This is a genomic window from Microvirga makkahensis, from assembly GCF_009830105.1.
GTDB lineage: Bacteria > Pseudomonadota > Alphaproteobacteria > Rhizobiales > Beijerinckiaceae > Microvirga > Microvirga makkahensis.
Map to the genome: position 1 here is coordinate 58,433 of NZ_WURB01000004.1, position 16,366 is coordinate 74,798.

The 16,366-nt window shown below is 59.6% G+C and carries 18 protein-coding genes and 1 tRNA gene; 9 read left to right on the forward strand and 10 right to left on the reverse strand.

What is annotated here, in order from left to right:
* Positions 1 to 5: 5 nt before the first annotated feature.
* The 4 genes from GR328_RS06880 to GR328_RS06895 all read right to left on the reverse strand — a co-directional run bounded on the left by GR328_RS06880 (position 6) and on the right by GR328_RS06895 (position 3,919).
* Positions 6 to 995, reverse strand: a complete 990-nt coding sequence (locus GR328_RS06880; protein ID WP_281351920.1) for a hypothetical protein — start codon at positions 993 to 995, stop codon at positions 6 to 8.
* Positions 992 to 2,059 carry a DUF262 domain-containing protein gene (locus tag GR328_RS06885; RefSeq protein ID WP_160883790.1) on the reverse strand — a complete coding sequence of 356 codons (1,068 nt, stop codon included), beginning with the start codon at positions 2,057 to 2,059 and terminating at the stop codon, positions 992 to 994. The genes GR328_RS06880 and GR328_RS06885 overlap by 4 nt, the downstream gene beginning before the upstream one ends.
* 812 nt (positions 2,060 to 2,871) lie before the next feature.
* A complete protein-coding gene (locus GR328_RS06890; protein ID WP_160883791.1) occupies positions 2,872 to 3,195 on the reverse strand; it encodes a hypothetical protein in 324 nt (107 codons plus the stop codon).
* Between the two features lie 25 nt (positions 3,196 to 3,220).
* On the reverse strand, positions 3,221 to 3,919 hold the full coding sequence (locus tag GR328_RS06895) for a recombinase family protein (protein WP_160883792.1): 699 nt from the start codon (positions 3,917 to 3,919) through the stop codon (positions 3,221 to 3,223).
* A gap of 198 nt (positions 3,920 to 4,117) precedes the next feature.
* On the opposite strand from GR328_RS06895, the gene GR328_RS06900 reads away from it, so the two are divergent.
* Positions 4,118 to 4,423 carry a hypothetical protein gene (locus GR328_RS06900; protein ID WP_160883793.1) on the forward strand — a complete coding sequence of 102 codons (306 nt, stop codon included), beginning with the start codon at positions 4,118 to 4,120 and terminating at the stop codon, positions 4,421 to 4,423.
* Between the two features lie 110 nt (positions 4,424 to 4,533).
* Here the strand turns inward: GR328_RS06900 and GR328_RS06905 are convergent, their stop codons facing one another.
* The 4 genes from GR328_RS06905 to GR328_RS06920 all read right to left on the reverse strand — a co-directional run bounded on the left by GR328_RS06905 (position 4,534) and on the right by GR328_RS06920 (position 8,485).
* Positions 4,534 to 5,076 carry a hypothetical protein gene (locus GR328_RS06905; RefSeq protein WP_160883794.1) on the reverse strand — a complete coding sequence of 181 codons (543 nt, stop codon included), beginning with the start codon at positions 5,074 to 5,076 and terminating at the stop codon, positions 4,534 to 4,536.
* 78 nt (positions 5,077 to 5,154) lie between these two features.
* The gene (locus GR328_RS06910; protein WP_160883795.1) at positions 5,155 to 6,450 is read right to left on the reverse strand and encodes a hypothetical protein; all 1,296 of its coding nucleotides are present in this window, start codon (positions 6,448 to 6,450) and stop codon (positions 5,155 to 5,157) included.
* Positions 6,451 to 6,593: 143 nt separating this feature from the next.
* Entirely contained in the window at positions 6,594 to 8,309 is a 1,716-nt protein-coding gene (locus tag GR328_RS28205) for a DUF6538 domain-containing protein (protein WP_343039316.1), read from the reverse strand.
* Positions 8,310 to 8,409: 100 nt separating this feature from the next.
* Positions 8,410 to 8,485, reverse strand: a tRNA-Ala gene (locus tag GR328_RS06920).
* 178 nt (positions 8,486 to 8,663) lie between these two features.
* On the opposite strand from GR328_RS06920, the gene GR328_RS06925 reads away from it, so the two are divergent.
* The 3 genes from GR328_RS06925 to folD are packed head-to-tail and all read left to right on the forward strand — an operon-like array spanning position 8,664 to position 10,097.
* Positions 8,664 to 8,954 carry a YggT family protein gene (locus GR328_RS06925; RefSeq protein ID WP_134500402.1) on the forward strand — a complete coding sequence of 97 codons (291 nt, stop codon included), beginning with the start codon at positions 8,664 to 8,666 and terminating at the stop codon, positions 8,952 to 8,954.
* A 25-nt stretch (positions 8,955 to 8,979) separates the two neighbouring features.
* On the forward strand, positions 8,980 to 9,198 hold the full coding sequence (locus tag GR328_RS06930) for a DUF167 domain-containing protein (RefSeq protein ID WP_160883797.1): 219 nt from the start codon (positions 8,980 to 8,982) through the stop codon (positions 9,196 to 9,198).
* Positions 9,195 to 10,097: a bifunctional methylenetetrahydrofolate dehydrogenase/methenyltetrahydrofolate cyclohydrolase FolD gene (gene folD, locus GR328_RS06935; protein ID WP_160883798.1), complete on the forward strand. Its 903-nt coding sequence runs from the start codon at positions 9,195 to 9,197 to the stop codon at positions 10,095 to 10,097. The genes GR328_RS06930 and folD overlap by 4 nt, the downstream gene beginning before the upstream one ends.
* A 36-nt stretch (positions 10,098 to 10,133) precedes the next feature.
* Here folD and GR328_RS06940 read toward each other — a convergent pair whose 3' ends face one another.
* Together GR328_RS06940 and GR328_RS06945 are read right to left on the reverse strand one after the other, a co-directional pair.
* Positions 10,134 to 10,778: a hypothetical protein gene (locus GR328_RS06940; RefSeq protein ID WP_246215757.1), complete on the reverse strand. Its 645-nt coding sequence runs from the start codon at positions 10,776 to 10,778 to the stop codon at positions 10,134 to 10,136.
* A 160-nt stretch (positions 10,779 to 10,938) separates the two neighbouring features.
* The gene (locus GR328_RS06945; protein WP_160883799.1) at positions 10,939 to 11,826 is read right to left on the reverse strand and encodes a LysR substrate-binding domain-containing protein; all 888 of its coding nucleotides are present in this window, start codon (positions 11,824 to 11,826) and stop codon (positions 10,939 to 10,941) included.
* A 200-nt stretch (positions 11,827 to 12,026) separates the two neighbouring features.
* Here GR328_RS06945 and sdhC point away from each other — a divergent pair, with 200 nt between their 5' ends.
* The 5 genes from sdhC to GR328_RS06970 all read left to right on the forward strand — a co-directional run bounded on the left by sdhC (position 12,027) and on the right by GR328_RS06970 (position 16,341).
* Positions 12,027 to 12,422 carry a succinate dehydrogenase, cytochrome b556 subunit gene (sdhC, locus tag GR328_RS06950; RefSeq protein ID WP_160883800.1) on the forward strand — a complete coding sequence of 132 codons (396 nt, stop codon included), beginning with the start codon at positions 12,027 to 12,029 and terminating at the stop codon, positions 12,420 to 12,422.
* A gap of 12 nt (positions 12,423 to 12,434) precedes the next feature.
* Positions 12,435 to 12,851 (forward strand): succinate dehydrogenase, hydrophobic membrane anchor protein, encoded by a 417-nt coding sequence (sdhD, locus tag GR328_RS06955; RefSeq protein WP_160883801.1) that lies wholly within the window; start codon positions 12,435 to 12,437, stop codon positions 12,849 to 12,851.
* 11 nt (positions 12,852 to 12,862) lie between these two features.
* Complete coding sequence (sdhA, locus tag GR328_RS06960; RefSeq protein WP_160883802.1) at positions 12,863 to 14,686, forward strand: succinate dehydrogenase flavoprotein subunit; 1,824 nt, start codon at positions 12,863 to 12,865, stop codon at positions 14,684 to 14,686.
* Between the two features lie 122 nt (positions 14,687 to 14,808).
* Positions 14,809 to 15,591 (forward strand): succinate dehydrogenase iron-sulfur subunit, encoded by a 783-nt coding sequence (locus GR328_RS06965; protein WP_160883803.1) that lies wholly within the window; start codon positions 14,809 to 14,811, stop codon positions 15,589 to 15,591.
* 165 nt (positions 15,592 to 15,756) lie between these two features.
* On the forward strand, positions 15,757 to 16,341 hold the full coding sequence (locus tag GR328_RS06970; RefSeq protein ID WP_160883804.1) for an AprI/Inh family metalloprotease inhibitor: 585 nt from the start codon (positions 15,757 to 15,759) through the stop codon (positions 16,339 to 16,341).
* Positions 16,342 to 16,366 lie beyond the last annotated feature (25 nt).

Here is a 16,366-nt window from a genome sequence, read left to right on the forward strand (position 1 = left end):
TAGCCCTAGATTCCTAGATCTTTAACGAGGATCGCTCGAGGAAGCGTGTCCAGGTCGAGACCGGCGGGAAGATCTATCTCACTTGTCACCAAGACACGGCGTGGGTTCTCGCGATCCGGCGGCTGGGCCAGAAAAGCTCTCATACGCTCAGTCTCGTGGATAAGGAGGCATTCGATTATGCCAAGATATGGCGACAAGTTCGAGGGCGGCTCTCCCCCACGCTGTTTTACATACTCTCTCAGATGCTGCTCCAGCTTTTTCGGTGGAAGCTCGATGAGCTTACATAATTCAGCAATATTAAGAGCCAATCTTCGCATGTCTTTGGGAGCAGCATCGCCCCAGAATTGGCGGATAATTGTAGCGAACTTCTTTATACGAAGGATGTCCAACGTGGTCTTTGACAACACGCTGTTCTTTGCAAGAGGAACTGCCTCCGCAATCGAAACTTCAGCATGCTCGAGCATAGCCTTGACTTGGTAGGCAATGCGGTCAGTCGGCCATTCGACCCCTTCGCTCTTATATATGAGGTCGTGGGTTGCAATAGACCAAGCATGCTGCAGAAAGGTCTTGATTTGAACCTCGAAGGTGATCCCTTCAATACCTGTCTCTGGGTAGCGCGTATCTGACCGCACAGCCACATAGAGCCGTAAATCATCAAATGGAAAGCTGTCGGGGGTTTTATGAGTTATGTCCCTATTCTTAGGGCGCCGAGAGCGGAGCTCAAACTGTTGGCACACCAGATCCTCTGCCTGGCTCAATGCCAGGAGGTTAGGCACAACCAGAGTTGCAGCGAAGAAATCCTCTAACTCACCGGGGACTGGCACACGTCCAGTTTCGATTTTCAAAGCGAAACTCTCTTCACCTTTGACACGGCTCTCATAGTGCCAACGTGGGTCTCGCCAGCCGATAACGCGTTGGTCGACCTCTGCTTTTAGACGAGCGTAAATAGGCCTACGCTCTGCGTAGATTGCTCGGAGGGATGCAGGGATCTTCATTGTTGATTGAGAAGTGCCCGCCGAAGGGCCTCAAAACGCTCGGTCCGTGGCGTCAAATCCGTATTCGCACCGCGCAGCGCGTTAAGATAGCGGAGTGCATCTGCATATTCCTCGGACGCGCCCTGCATGAAGTCTACAATGTTATCTTGTGCAGAAAGGGTCTCAACCTTCCGCATGAACGCCGTGTACCTATCTGCGAGAACCGCTGGTTCTGGGAGATTTGTTTCGAGGACGACAAGACTCCAGAGTGAGTAGACATTTCCAAGTGCTCGGGAGAACCTAGCTACGTTCGCATCGACTCGGGCCATGTCACTTAGATAGCGCCGCGCACGCTCGAAACGTGCCGTGAAGTCCTCAAGGTCGAATTCGGCTTCAAGCTCAGAAAGTGAGTCGTACTGAGCATATGCAGCGTCAAGCGCATCTTGATCAAAACCGTGCATTCGGTTTTCGATCACAACAAGCATAAGCTCCGAGATGAACTGCACATCCGCCATTCGCTTGGATCGAGCGGCTGTTACAACGCCTAATTCACGCCATTCATCTTGGATTGCCTCGCGCTCTGCTTCTTGAGCGAACCAGCCGCCGAATTTCGCGTGACGGAGCTCTTGGTTCGTGAGGCGTCTAGCATTGCGATTGAGCCGATCAAAAACTTGGTTCACAAGACTAATTTCATCGAAATCGATGAGCTCGACCGTTAGCTGATAGTTCCAAAACTGACGACGCAGGTCTGGCTCCGAGGTCAGGTCAGACCATTTCTTCCCGTCTAATCGAATATCACCAAAGTCGCTGCCGATCCGAATTCTGTCGTTGACGAATTCGAGTATGGTCTGTGTCCGCTGTTTACCATCTACGACGTGATAAGTTGTCTTGCCGCTCTCATCAATCGTCTTATGTAAGAATATTGCGGGACTTGGATAGTTCCGGAAGATCGTGTCCAGGAAGAATTTTTGATCACTTGGCGTCCAAACACTCTTTCGTTGGTAGGGCGGGTTGAGATCCAGCTGCTTGTTGCGATCAAGATCAAGGAGCCAAGAGATATCCTGTGTCGTTGGGCGGCGCTGCATTTTAATTCCGTCTATTTTTTACACCGCGTGATTTGGCGCGGCGGAAAACTACCGGAGCGCCACAACCGTTGGCCAGAGCCTACTTAGTAGCACTATTCGAGTGTGGGTGGGGAGGGGGCTTCATGATGTGTTGCATGTATCGGCAGATGGGTGAGTGAGCGGTGTATACCCCGCAGCAAGGGTCTGCACAGTAGGTGAGGGTGTTAAAATCATCGCAATCTCAGTCCCAGAGATGGGCTTTCGCTCCTGGTAACCCTCATGAGACCAGCGGTACCGCGCGCCCCGCCAGATTAACCAAGGAATATTCGGAGTATCAGGAAGGGCGATCATAGCTCCATCGGGAAGAGCTGATGCTGTTGTGCATCGACGCTCTTGGTCAACCCTTGACCGATGCAGCGCGACGTCAATGGCTTTCGATGGCAATGGCCCCTCTTGCGCGAGCCCATTGCCTTCTATCCACGCTTGCTTGAACCGCTGATAAGCTGAACGTCGGCACTCGGCACAGGGCCGATGCCCGGCGGCCAGCGCCGTTGCTTCGTCGAGGAAGAATAGCTCACTGTATTGATCAGGAGCAAAAATGGTACGACGGCGCTTTCTGTAATGCAGCTGGCATATGATCCAGTGCTGGTGTCTCCAGCGCGCTTGCCCCAGTCGCCCTGTCTCGTCATGCAAAATACCCCGATTACCCATGAGCAGGCCTCGAGCTGGGCTTTCTTCAAACTCGCCGAATGGGTTGACGCGGTTCCGGTGTGGCATGACACATGCTGTGCGATCGATTTCAACCCATTCGGGGAGGATAAGTCACGGACGGCTCAGGATGCATTCGCATCGCGCTCATCATCCCACTCTTGGATTTCGATGTGCTGAGGCTGCAAACGCACCCGAAAAGTTCTGTCATCCACTTTATCAAGGTCAATAAGATAGTATGCGCTGTCCCGATAGCGCCAGCTAAAGCGCAATGCTCCCTCATGCTCAGTCACAATAAGGTTCGTCTGCTCATTAGACGGAAACTCGACCACAACCATATCCCCGTCTCTCCAGGGTTGGGGTGCATCTATAAATGTTATTTCTGCGCCATGCTCGACCCGGCGGCTACTTGTGAAGCCATTGAAAATGCGACTTGGGGTAATATCCATGTTCGTGTTTCCTTCGAGATTTAGGTTAGCTTGCGTTGTTGGTGTTTTGTCCGGGCCGCGCTAGTACTCGTGCGACTTGCGCAGCGCTCCAGCTCCCGCCTCTACGAGGGGTCTGGATACCACGTTCGGTTAATGTAGCTGCAACAGTGCGGAGCGAAGCTCCAGCGGCCTGAAGCTCTCGGATTATGGGAACTAGATCAGCAGCTCGCTTGTCTGCTCTAGCCGAGCGTACTGCAATACTCATAGGAGGGCCTTTAGCTCGGACCGTAGCGAAGTTGCCACGGTCTCCTCCGAGCTTAGTCCCGCGAGCTTTAGCTGCCTTGAGTGCTGCCTTCGTGCGAACCGCTATCATCTCCCGTTCGTGTTCCGCAACAGCCGCTAGGATATGGACCGTAAGGCGGTTGGCCTGTGGGAAGTCCACAGCAACGAAATCGACGCCGCTATCCATTAGGTTTGAAATGAACGCAACGTTGCGAGCGAGCCGGTCGAGTTTGGCGATGATAAGGGTGGCTCCATGTAAACGGCATAGACGCAGAGCCTCGGTAAGCTTCGGGCGGTCCGAGCGCTTTCCGCTTTCAATCTCAATCACCTCAGCCACCAGACTCCCATCATTCCTGCTCAGGTAAGTCCGCACAGCTTCCTGTTGCGCCTCTAAGCCGAGGCCGCTTTGGCCCTGACGAACGGTGCTGACACGGAAATAGGCCACGAATTTGCCGCTCGCCATGTCCTCTCCTGCGGTGCAACCTGTTGCACCGAGCGCATTACATTTATGCCAACGTGGGTTGCCGTAAATGTAACAAATGCCGCGGTACTGTCAAGCTTGGTCCTAGAGGGGACGCATACTGATCTAAGCTAAATGGCCTAGCTTGGCAGTATTGTTCTCAGGTTCTATCTTGAGCCGCTGACGTCCGAGGAAGGGTTTATGAAGCTGCTTGGCTACCTGTTCTTAGTTGCTGGCCTACTTGGCATGGCGGCTGCTTTTTTCTTTCCCATCGCACACACCACATTGGAGGTCAGTGGCGGGCTTGGAAGCATCGCGAATTTGAACTTGTTAGCCCAGCGCAGCATGCTCCACATGACGGCTGGGACACTTGCGCTCATAGGATCGGTTCTTCTGGGAGCGAGCTACGTTGCACACTCGTTGAACCCGCCGAAGGCTAGGCCGCTACCTGCTGAGCAGGATTACGCGGAGATAGATGCAATTTGGAGCGGCAGAAAACGAGGATGAGCAGTTCAGGAGTGGTTGAAGTGCTCGATAGAGTGCGCGATCTTCGGTTGCCTCATGGTCGCTGTGCTCAATCTAATATGCGCTGAAGCAGTTCGTAGATGGTAAGAAGGTTAGATATCGACGGACCAGACCTGAATGCCATTCTTCTCGAACTGCGGCCAGCGCTCGTTCCCCGGAAACAGGGGCGACATGAAGAACACATAACGGTGGAGCTCGGGTCGGGCAGCGAGCTTTGCGAGGTCGCCCGCCAGCTTGCCATTGTTGCGTGGGGTCACTGCTGCAAACGTCTCGGCGCCAACCAAGCCTTCGACCTCACTCATGATGTCAAGATCAAGAGAGGCATGGGCGCCAGGTGCAAGATGGAAGCCGCCGGCATTTGGGTGTAATACGAGCAGCTGGCGCGCAGCCGCGATGGCAACTGCATAGGTCCAGGTCTGGTTTATCTGTTCAATTAGGTTGAGAGGGCGGTGCTCAATAGGGTGAAAACCGATAGGCTCAAATTTCATCCGGCGCAGCAGGTTGAGCGGATCGCCTTTCTGGGCCGCAATCCAATCGTGGGCGCGGGTGGCTGAGAGCCGTACCTGCTCCATCAACCGGTCCGCGTCCCCCACCGTGCGTACGCTCAGATGGGTTACTACCTCAACCTCAGTCATTTGCTCTGCTGCCCCTAATGCTATGTATGATGATAGATACTGTTGAGGTCCGGGAGTTCACCCAATTCACCTCAGGCACTATCCTTCGCTAACGCTTACAACACCTTCCGGATGGTTAGTGCATCTGTCTCGAAACCGCGCGAACGTTGTCGCAAGAGAAGATATCAGAACAAATCGTCGGGATAGGTTTCGCTCAATTGGTGCAACCCGTTGCATGACACCCAGCTTTGTAAGATCCTCAGCAAGGCGGCAGAGGCTAGTATTACGCCGAGCGGTTATGCTCCCATCAAAAGTCAGTTGCGATAGCGTTTCACGGATTAAAGTTACATTCCCCTGAGCTGTTCTAGCGATCACCTCGAGTGCCCGGGAGAGTTCGACCATATCATCTGCCGCTTTCACCATGGCTATGCTCGGTAGTTCGCCAAGCAGACGATTGATACATCTTGCCCCATCGATCCGTAGGCGCTCAAGGCGTTCAACAAGCGGGGTATTGCTGCGAAATCGAAGATCCGATTGAACTATATCCCCAATTGATGGTGGGCCTTTGTAGGTCACCTCTAGCCGAATTCGGCCGTCGAGCTTCGCATAAACAGTAAATCTCACTCCCTTACGCATCTTAATCGAGATCCACCGCGCAGCATCATCTCGTCCTTCGCTAAGATTGATTTGTTCCTGCACAGAAAAATTATGTGCAGTCGCTCTCAAGGCGCGTTCTAGAGCGGCATAAGAGAGGCGGGCGTCACTAGCGCTCAACTCCCAATGGACCTCAGCATGCTGCAGGGACGGAACGTGCGTGTTCAGGTCTTGGAGCCGGAGCTTAGGAGGATTGTTCGGGCATGTAATCGCCGCACGTGTGTTGAAATCTTCGGTGACAAATCGGGAGACGGCTTCAATGTATAGAGCGAGAAGCTGCTGCCACTCCTTAGTTACGGAACTGATCCAAGGAGTGGACGGGATCCAATTATCCCATTGCGCGAGCGATGCTGCTTCGAGCGACGCTCGGCGTTGCGGGTCGCGGTGGAGCAGATCAGAAAGTTCGATTTCTCTTAGATCTGCTACGCTGCTTGGATCAAAACGCTGAGCATATGCGGCAAATCGAGTGGGGTTTATACTTAGCTCTAATCGAACGGAGCGCGCACCCTGGTCAATTTGACCATGGTAACGCAGTTTCCCCGCGAATAGCCAGGTGTTCCTCGCAATCTCCTGCCATAGAGATCGCCCACTGCGGCGTGGCGCGGTGAAGACTTTGGGCCTCTCTCGCAACTTGTTGTGGGAGCTATTTATAACGGTGTTCAGATCGTCGAGGTCGTCATAAGTCACGGCTCCATGAAGAACCAATTCGATCTTATCATGTCGACCATAGTCCGAGATCACCTGTGTCTCGTCTCGTAGGAGGTGAATACCAGGACGAGCCCGGCGCCTGGTCGTGGGACGAAGTACTGTGTTTTGGTTCACTGGGAGGCCAATAGTATACGTTTGAGCGAAGTTGTTGAGTTCTGCATCGAGTTAAATATCCACTATCTAGCCGACGGGAACGGAACATGTAAGTGTCCGAGGTTTAGGCCAGGATATTGTACTTTCTCAATCTCATTCGCGAGTGTGCTCGCGCGGAGACCGGAACCGTAGTCATCCTCTGTTCTGCCGCTAGACCAGCCGCCTAGGGCGCGCACTCGTTCTGGCGAAATGTTCGCCTCGCGAAGGGCATCTCGATATGAGTGTCGGAAGCTATGGAAGGATGTTCTCGGCCTTTTGGCCCCTGCCGATCTCAGAAAATTCGCAAACCATTTGCTAAAGTTGTCGCTGAGATAGCCAGAGGCCTCGGATGCTGTCAGCTCCGGAAACAATCGCCGCTCGCCACCTTCCCGCATCAATCGATGGTACTCAAGAAATCCGATTTGCTTTAGCTCAGGGTGAATTGGAACGTAGCGCCGTCCGGCCGCCGACTTGATCCGCTTTACCCCTGCATCGTCATCCTGAACGATGATCACATCTACTCCATCCAAGATTGCAATGTCTGAGACCTCCAGCTGGCAAATTTCTTGCATTCGCATTCCGGAGAAAAGTGAGATCAGAGGAACCCAGAAGCGTCCGCGGCGAATGATATTTGGACCTCGCTTCGCGTAACCCTGCTGATCATCTTTGCACCCTGTGTACAGAGGTGCACTGAAGATCTTATTCAGCTGCTCAGTATTGAACGGGTGACGCCTATCCTTCGCAGATATGCGGTCACTGCCGACCGAGAGACGCTGGGCTGGGTTGTCTGTCCTGAAGCCGCGGCTGATTGCAAACTCCATAAGCGAGGAGAATGCTGATAAATAGCTCTTTGCAGAGATGCGCGACATAGGCGCAAGTCGTTTAGTAACTGCAATGTCTACCACGTCACGGGCTGGAAGTCCGGGAAATCGCTTTGAGGCGTTTGCGGGAAGTTTTGTAAGGACGTCAACCAGAGCTGCTGCATCATCCCGTGTGATGTCGGATATTAGTTTCTCGGCCCCAATGACTTCCTTGAAGAGGCGAGCTTGTCCCGCGGCTTTGATTTTTGATTTTGGCGATAGCGCTAGCCGCGAGGGCTCTGTCGTCTGCTTATTGATAAGTTCGGACAGGGTTACTCGTGCAACCCGTTGCAGCGGTCGGTCCCCGTGCACATGCTCAAATAGCTCATCTCCCACCCCTCTGGAGAAATCCTGGCGGAACGCCCGCAATCGGCGGCGCTCCTGCTCAAGCATTCCTCGCCGGATCAACTCAAACAGGTGCGCAAACTCACGAGCTGCCGGATCGATGGAGATGCCTTGTTTCAGAAATATCTGCTGCACGGTCCCATGGACGGTGACGGAGCAGTCGGGATGATTAGGATCGGCCAAAACCGCTTCCCAATAAAGGTGGTCATGTTCACTCTCTTCTCTGGAAAGCTCGCTTTCGCCAGTTGGAGAAGTGATAACTCGCTTGTTCTCGCTTTCATGGAACCACTGTAACGCTAAGTAGTCGAGATCGGAACGAGATAAAGTTGCTACTGGGGTGGATTCTAATTTGCGCCACCCTGCGGCAATCTCAGCATCAATCCGAATGCTCTCCATGTGGAGGAGCCGACGTGCTTCGGCCAAATTTGCAGTTCCAAGCGACTTGCGAAATTCACGCTTTTTGATGATGCCTGCCGTCCTTAGGGCTTCCGGCACCTTCACTCGGATGTGCCACCGGCCATTTCGACACTGGAGCCGGGGATCGCGCTTGGGCATGGCTTCTCGCTGTTGGTGTACCAGGACGGTGTACCAAATTCGGCGGAAAAAGCCTTATAAAGCAAGGATCTTATTGTTTTTTAGCAACTTAGCTGGGGCTTGGTGGAGCTGAGGGGATTCGAACCCCTGACCTCTGCAGTGCGATTGCAGCGCTCTCCCATCTGAGCTACAGCCCCGGCCGGTGTAAGACCATGCGGGCCGAGTATTAGGCCTCCTCGCTTGGGTCTGTCAATCGGCGACGGAGCGCATCGGAATCGCCTTTCGGGGGAGAAGGTCCTCTTTTGAGGGGCTTGCGGGTTGTTCAGCCCCGCTTGGAAGGTTACATGAACAGCGCCCGATCCCGACAGGTTTCCCATGCGCGCTCTGTTCGAAGTCATCCTGGTTGCCCTGCAGCTCTACACCTACCTGATCATCGCCTCGGCGATCCTGAGCTGGCTGGTCGCCTTCAACGTGGTCAACACCCGCAGTGAATTCGTCCGCTCGGTCTGGAAGTTCCTGGATGCGGTCACCGAGCCCGCTCTGCGGCCGATCCGCAACATCATGCCCAATCTCGGCGGGGTCGACATCTCGCCGGTCATCCTGATCCTGCTGATCATGCTGGTGGACCGCGCCATCCGCTACTACGTCCTGCCCTTCGTCTTCTGAGGGAGGAAATCCTGAGCCTGCCCTGGTGGATCCGTCCCGACGGTCTCGAAATCCGCGTAAGGGTCGCGCCGAGGACGGGATCGCCAACGGGGCCGTGAGGCGCCTGCTCGCCAAGGCGTTGAGGCTGCCCGCTTCCGCCGTCAGCCTCGAGCAGGCCGACCGCCCGGCTGAAGACATTCTGATCGCCGGCGAGGGGGAGGCCCTCGCCAGAGACATCGCCGCTTTGACAGGACAGAATCCATGACCGCTACGATCATCGACGGAAAGGCCTATGCGCAGGGCCTGCGGGGCCGCATCGCGAATGCGGTCGCGGACCTCTCGGGTCAGGGCGTGACCCCGGGGCTGGCCGTGGTGATCGTGGGCGAGGATCCGGCAAGCCAGCTCTACGTGAAGAACAAGGCCCGCCAGACCGTGGAAGTGGGAATGGGCTCCTTCGAGCACGTCCTGCCCGCCTCCGCCACCGAGGCGGAGCTCCTCGCCCTGGTAGCCCGGCTCAACGCCGATCCGGCGGTGGACGGCATTCTCGTCCAGCTGCCGCTGCCGAAGCAGATCGACGCGCAGAAGGTGATCGAGGCGATCGATCCGGCGAAGGACGTGGACGGCTTCCATCCGATCAACGCCGGCAAGCTCATGACCGGCGTGCCGGGCCTCGTCTCCTGCACCCCGCTCGGCTGCCTGCTTCTCATTCAATCGGTTCGCCGCGATCTCGCCGGTCTGAACGCCGTGGTGGTGGGCCGCTCCAACATCGTCGGCAAGCCCATGGCGCAGCTGCTGATCGCCCAGAGCTGCACGGTGACGGTGGCTCATTCGAGGACCCGCGACCTGCCCCGGGTCTGCCGCGAGGCCGATATCCTGGTGGCCGCCGTCGGGCGGCCCGAGATGGTGCGCGGCGATTGGGTGAAGCCTGGCGCCATCGTGATCGACGTCGGCATCAACCGCGTGCCGAACCCCGCCGCCGGCCAGGACAAGACCAGGGTGGTCGGCGACGTGGCCTACGCGGAGGCGGCTCAGATCGCCTCTGCCATCACCCCGGTACCGGGCGGCGTGGGCCCCATGACCATCGCCTGCCTGCTGCGCAACACGCTGGAGGCCGCGTGTCTGCGCCGCGGCATCCCGATGCCGCAGGTGGATTTCGCGGCTTAGACCATCGGCGGCCCGCTTCTGCGCGCGATGCACCCGTCAGTTCGCCGCAAAGCAGTAGAACAAGCCTGCCCCGCCGGTGCTCTTCAGGGCATCCTGGCTGCACCCGCCCCGTGTGGGGTGCGAGGCGTTCCAGGATTTCGCCGGCGGCTCCTCGTTGAGGCCCATGCGGTCGTGGTGCCCGACCATCGCGGCGCCGTCCGTGCCGCTCTTCGTCCAGTTGCCGCAGGTTCGATCCTCGGGCCCCGCGAAGGCCGTCCCATCCGCCTGGGATCCTGTCAGGATATCGTGCTCGTTCGGCGAGTCGCCCCGGCCCTTCACCATCGCGCCCTTCTCGGTCAGGGAGGTCTGCTTGTTGAGGTTGTTGCCGGGTCCGTGCAGATCCGCCACGTCCCTGGCGATCACGACCCCCTTGGCGTTCCGCCAGGGGCCGCGGCCGATCCTGTCGCGGGCATTGACGGCCGCTGAACCGCCCGCGGCCTGGGTGGAGAGATAGGCGCGCCACGTCTTTCCGCGGATGCCGGCAGCCTCCGCGAGGGACTGGCAGTGCCGGTCCGCTCCTTCGAGCCCGCCGAGATCGGCACCCTTGCCGGATCCGACGCTGGTGACAAAGAAGGTGGTGTCTACGGAAGCGCCGGTGCCCTGTGCGTGGGCGGCGAAAGGGACTACGGCCAGAAGGCCCATGGCGGGCCACATGGCGGGCCACACGCTCCTCACCCTTCTCATTCGTTCCTCCTCGTGTCATTGGCAGGCTTCCGCTGCCGTGAACGAAAGGATTCTCGTCCTTCCCGCGGCGTTTTGAGGGCAGAAGGCGAATAACGAAATCCCAAAGGCGTGATCGGGCTCAGGTCCTTCGCCGCAAATGCTCCGCCAGCATCCGGGCGGAGGGCGGCAGGTCCTTGAGGGAGCGGATGCAGAGTGTCAGGTCGCGGGCAGCCCAGGAATCGTCCAGGGTGACGCTGCTGATCGCCATGGTGCGCGTGGCGGGCTGGGCCGTGGTTTCGGGCACGATGCCGAGGCCGACGCCGGCCTCCACCATGCGGCAGACGGCGTCGAAGCTGCGGAGCTGCACCCGAAGCTTCAAGGGCTTGCCGATACGGCTCGCCTTGCTCGACAGGAAGCGCTGAAGGGCGCTCGCCCGGTCGAGGCCCACGAAGTCGTGGTCCAGCACCTCGGCGAAGGCGATGCTGCGACGGGAGGTGAGGGGGTGACCCTCCGGAACCACGAGCACGAAACGATCGCTGCGGAACGGATAGGTCTCGAGCTGGCCCGTCTCCACGGTGCCCGCCACGATGCCGATATCGCCCACGCCTTCAGCGATCAGCCCCACGATCTCGTCGCTCAGCCGCTCCTCCAGGTCGATGGAGACCTGCGGGTGCTGGGCCAGGAACGCGCCCAGAGCCTCCGGCAGGAACTCGGTCAGCGCATTGGTGTTGGAGAGGATCCGGATCTGGCCTGCCAGGCCTCCCGTATAGGTGCCGAGATCCTCCTTCAGCTTCTCGGCCTGGGCCAGGAGCGTGCGGGCGTGCTGGAGGAGGGTCCGTCCGGCAGGGGTCGGGGTGACGCCGGCGCGGGTGCGCACAAGGAGAGGGGCCCCTAGGGACTTTTCCATGTTGCGGATGCGGGTGCTGGCGGCCGCGAGGGCCAGATGGGCCCGCTCGGCCCCATGGGTGATGCTGCCAGCCTCGACCACATGGCGGAAGAGGCTCAGGTCGGTCAGATCGAATTGCATGAGGTTCCTTCGTCATTCGCGAAGGGAGATAAGAATAATTAAAAATTGCACGTTAAGCGAGCCCGGGGCATTCTTCGCGGCCGACGAAGTGTGCCTCTTGTGACCATCTTGGGCGGAAGGCGCATTGCGGTGTTCCCGCGCTTCCGATACGAACCATTCCAAACTACGGGCGACGCCGTCGCCGATCAGGAGTGAAAGCTATGGCTGAGGCGAAAGTGGCCCCGCGGCCCTTGTCCCCACATCTTCAGATTTACCGGTGGAGCTGGACGATGGCGATGTCCGTCGCCCACCGCATCACAGGGCTCGCGCTTTACGGGGGCATCGTGCTCTTCGCGATTTGGCTGGTGGCGCTGGCGTCGGGCCCGTCTGCGTTCGACACCGCACAAGGGTTCTTCGGATCGCCCCTCGGGTACCTGATCCTGTTCGGCTACACCTGGATCCTCATGCACCACATGCTTGGCGGCGTGCGCCACCTGGTCTGGGATTTCGGCTATGGCATGGAAGCCGCCCAGCGCATCAACATGGCCCGTTTCACCCTCATCGGCTCGATCGCGCTCACCCTCGCGATCTGGGTCGTAGCCTTCCTCGCTTTCTAAGGAGACCGGACCATGGCCGACAACAGGGCTGACACCCGCGTTTCCATGCGCACCCCGCTCGCCCGCGTGAAGGGCCTCGGCGCTGCCGGGCACGGCGTCGAGCATTGGTGGATTCATCGGGTCACCGCGGTGTCCAACGTCCCGCTCATCATCGCCTTCGTGATCATCGTCGCGGCGCTCGCGGGCTCCTCCTATCAGGACGCCATCGCGATCATCTCGCATCCGCTCATCGCGATCATCCTCATCCTCGCCGTGATCTCGGTGACGAACCACATGCGGCTGGGCATGCAGATCGTCATCGAGGACTACGTCCACGACAAGGGCTACAAGATCGCGGCCCTCATCGCGAACAACTTCTATGCGGTGATCGTCGCGGTGGCGTGCCTCTACGCCATCCTCAAGGTCAGCCTCGGCCGCATCCTGGTTTAAGGAATTCTCCCATGGCTCAAGCAACGAACGGCCCGGCCATCAACGGCAAGGCCTATGACATCATCGATCACACCTTCGACGTTGTGGTCGTGGGCGCGGGCGGTGCGGGTCTTCGCGCCACCGTCGGCTGCTCGCAGGCGGGCCTGCGCACGGCCTGCATCACCAAGGTGTTCCCCACCCGCTCGCACACGGTCGCGGCGCAGGGCGGCATCTCCGCCTCGCTCGGCAACATGGGCCCGGACGACTGGCGCTGGCACATGTACGACACGGTGAAGGGATCCGACTGGCTCGGCGACCAGGACGCCATCGAATATCTGGTGCGCAACGCGCCCGCCGCCGTCTATGAGCTGGAGCACTGGGGCGTTCCCTTCTCCCGCACGGCGGAAGGCAAGATCTACCAGCGGCCCTTCGGCGGCATGACCACCGAATACGGCAAGGGCACCGCCCAGCGCACCTGCGCCGCCGCCGATCGCACGGGCCATGCGATCCTGCATACGCTCTACGGCCAGGCGGTGAGGAACCAGACCAACTTCTTCATCGAGTATTTCGCCCTCGATCTGATGATGGATGCGGAAGGCCGCTGCATCGGCGTCGTGGCGCTCAACCAGTCGACCGGCGAGATCCACCGCTTCCGCGCCCATATGACGATCCTCGCCACCGGCGGCTACGGACGCGCCTATTTCTCGGCCACCTCCGCCCATACCTGCACGGGCGACGGCAACGCCATGGTGCTGCGCGCAGGGCTCCCGCTGCAGGACATGGAGTTCGTGCAGTTCCATCCCACCGGCATCTACGGCGCGGGCTGCCTCATCACCGAGGGCGCGCGCGGCGAGGGCGGCTATCTCACGAACTCGGAAGGCGAGCGCTTCATGGAGCGCTATGCGCCCTCCGCCAAGGACCTCGCTTCCCGCGACGTGGTCTCCCGCTCCATGACCATGGAGATCCGCGCCGGCCGCGGCGTGGGCAAGAACAAGGACCACATCTACCTGCACCTCGACCACCTCGACCCGAAGATCCTGCACGAGCGCCTGCCCGGCATCTCGGAGAGCGCGAAGATCTTCGCGGGCGTGGATGTGACGAAGGAGCCGATCCCGGTTCTGCCGACCGTGCACTACAACATGGGCGGCATCCCCACGAACTATCACGGCGAAGTCCTGACGCTCAAGAACGGCAACCCGGACACGGTGGTGCCGGGCCTCATGGCGCTCGGCGAAGCGGCCTGCGTGTCCGTGCACGGCGCGAACCGCCTGGGCTCGAACTCGCTCATCGACCTCGTGGTGTTCGGCCGCGCGGCGGGGCTGCGCTGCGCCGAGATCCTGGAGCCGAATGCCCGTCACGCGGACCTGCCCAAGGGGGCCGACGAGCTCGCGCTCTCGCGCCTCGACAAGCTCCGCTATGCCAACGGCTCGACGCCGACCGCGCAGCTGCGTCTCCAGATGCAGAAGACCATGCAGAACAACTGCGCGGTGTTCCGCACCGGCGAGGTTCTTGAGGAAGGCAGGAAGCTCATCCACGACGTGTGGAACGCGGCCTCCGACGTCAAGGTCACGGACCGCTCGCTCATCTGGAACACCGACCTGCTCGAGACGCTGGAGTTCGACAACCTGATCGGACAGGCGGTCGTCACCATGGAAGGGGCGGCCAACCGCGAGGAATCCCGCGGCGCGCATGCCCGTGAGGACTTCCCCGAGCGCGACGACAAGAACTGGATGAAGCACACCCTGGCATGGCTCGACGACACCTCGCACAAGGTGACCCTCGATTACCGCCCGGTGCACACCTACACCATGTCGAACGACATCCAGTACATCGAGCCGAAGGCTCGCGTGTACTAGCAACACCCGTCATGGCCGGGCCAGACCCGGCCATCCACGTCCTTCCCACGCCCCAGCGGAGCAAAGGCGCGGATGTCCGGCACGAGGCCGGGCGTGACGAAGTAGAGGCAAGGTAAGTCCTAATGGCCCAATTCACGCTTCCCAAGAACTCGAAATACACCGAAGGCAAGGCCTGGCCGAAGCCGGCGGGCGCTACCAACGTCCAGGAATTCCGCATCTATCGCTGGAACCCGGACGACGGCGCCAATCCGCGCATCGACACCTACTATATCGACCGCGACGATTGCGGCCCGATGGTTCTCGACGCCCTCATCTGGATCAAGAACAACGTCGATTCGACCCTGACCTTCCGCCGCTCCTGCCGCGAGGGCATCTGCGGGTCCTGCGCCATGAACATCATGGGCAAGAACACGCTCGCCTGCACGCTGGGCATCGAGGATTGCGAGTCGGATTCGATCAAGATCTATCCGCTGCCGCACATGCCCGTGCTCAAGGATCTGGTGCCCGATCTCACCAGCTTCTTCGCCCAGCACGCCTCCATCCAGCCCTGGCTGCAAACGGAGACGGCGGAGCCCGAGACCGAGTGGCGCCAGACGCCGGAGGAGCGCTCCAAACTGGACGGCCTCTACGAGTGCATTCTCTGCGCCTGCTGCACCACCTCCTGCCCGAGCTACTGGTGGAACGGCGACCGCTTCCTGGGGCCGGCGGCTCTGCTCCAGGCCTATCGCTGGCTCATCGATAGCCGCGACGAGGCCACGGGCGAGCGCCTCGACAACCTGCACGATCCGTTCCGGCTCTATCGTTGCCACACGATCATGAACTGCGCGAACACCTGCCCGAAAGGCCTGAACCCGGCCAAAGCCATCGCCGAGGTAAAGAAGATGATGGTGGCGCGAGCCGTGTGACGCTTCTTTGCAACACTTCTTCGAAAAGGCGCCTCGTGCGCCTTTTTTTGTCAGTATGGTTCCCATAGTTTCGGGCCACTGGATTCCTTCGGCGGATAGCCGGATCCCCCGGACCGTACCGCCGATGCCTCGTCCGTGAGGCGACCAAGCAACAAGAGGACCATAATGAAGAGCCCCATCTGGATCCTGACCGTGACGCTCTGCTCGGCGCTGGCGCTCGGCGCGTGTTCCTCGACTCGCTTCGGCGGACCGTCCATGCGCGGCGCTTCCGCGGCACCTGCGTCGCCGGCTCCGATCGAGGCCGTGCCGTCTGGGCCCGTCGAGTCCGCGCCGCTCGCGCCCATCGAAGGCCAGCCCCTGCCGCCGCTGGCCGGTGCGCCCGCTCCCCTGAATTCGGAACTGGCGCCCGCTCCCGGAACGGACGTCGCCGGGCTGCCTCCGGCCGCCGCGCCGGCGCCTGCCGCCCCCGCCAGCCGCACGGCCATGGTCGGGAACTGGACCGTCAGGGAGGCTTCCGGCAAAACCTGCCGCGTCCAGCTGTCGAGTTCGCCGGCGCTCGATCTCTACCGGGCTTCCGCCTCGGGCTGCTCCAATCAGGACCTGTCGAAGGTGAACGCCTGGGACTACCGCGACGGTGAGGTTTATCTCTATCAGACCGGCGGCTCCGTCGCGGCGCGCCTGCGCGGCTCCTCCTCCTCGCTCTCCGGCGTGCTCGCCAAGTCCGGCGCACCGCTGTCGCTGGCGCGATAATCACGTTGCTCTTACGTCAGGCGAG

Coding starts and splice junctions, on each gene's coding strand:
- GR328_RS06880 (WP_281351920.1), bottom strand. CDS start 995: ATGAAGATCCCTGCATCCCTCCGAGCAATCTACGCAGAGCGTAGGCCT.
- GR328_RS06885 (WP_160883790.1), bottom strand. CDS start 2,059: ATGCAGCGCCGCCCAACGACACAGGATATCTCTTGGCTCCTTGATCTT.
- GR328_RS06890 (WP_160883791.1), bottom strand. CDS start 3,195: ATGGATATTACCCCAAGTCGCATTTTCAATGGCTTCACAAGTAGCCGC.
- GR328_RS06895 (WP_160883792.1), bottom strand. CDS start 3,919: ATGGCGAGCGGCAAATTCGTGGCCTATTTCCGTGTCAGCACCGTTCGT.
- GR328_RS06900 (WP_160883793.1), top strand. CDS start 4,118: ATGAAGCTGCTTGGCTACCTGTTCTTAGTTGCTGGCCTACTTGGCATG.
- GR328_RS06905 (WP_160883794.1), bottom strand. CDS start 5,076: ATGACTGAGGTTGAGGTAGTAACCCATCTGAGCGTACGCACGGTGGGG.
- GR328_RS28205 (WP_343039316.1), bottom strand. CDS start 8,309: ATGCCCAAGCGCGATCCCCGGCTCCAGTGTCGAAATGGCCGGTGGCAC.
- GR328_RS06925 (WP_134500402.1), top strand. CDS start 8,664: ATGCGCGCTCTGTTCGAAGTCATCCTGGTTGCCCTGCAGCTCTACACC.
- folD (WP_160883798.1), top strand. CDS start 9,195: ATGACCGCTACGATCATCGACGGAAAGGCCTATGCGCAGGGCCTGCGG.
- GR328_RS06940 (WP_246215757.1), bottom strand. CDS start 10,778: ATGGGCCTTCTGGCCGTAGTCCCTTTCGCCGCCCACGCACAGGGCACC.
- GR328_RS06945 (WP_160883799.1), bottom strand. CDS start 11,826: ATGCAATTCGATCTGACCGACCTGAGCCTCTTCCGCCATGTGGTCGAG.
- sdhC (WP_160883800.1), top strand. CDS start 12,027: ATGGCTGAGGCGAAAGTGGCCCCGCGGCCCTTGTCCCCACATCTTCAG.
- sdhD (WP_160883801.1), top strand. CDS start 12,435: ATGGCCGACAACAGGGCTGACACCCGCGTTTCCATGCGCACCCCGCTC.
- sdhA (WP_160883802.1), top strand. CDS start 12,863: ATGGCTCAAGCAACGAACGGCCCGGCCATCAACGGCAAGGCCTATGAC.
- GR328_RS06965 (WP_160883803.1), top strand. CDS start 14,809: ATGGCCCAATTCACGCTTCCCAAGAACTCGAAATACACCGAAGGCAAG.
- GR328_RS06970 (WP_160883804.1), top strand. CDS start 15,757: ATGAAGAGCCCCATCTGGATCCTGACCGTGACGCTCTGCTCGGCGCTG.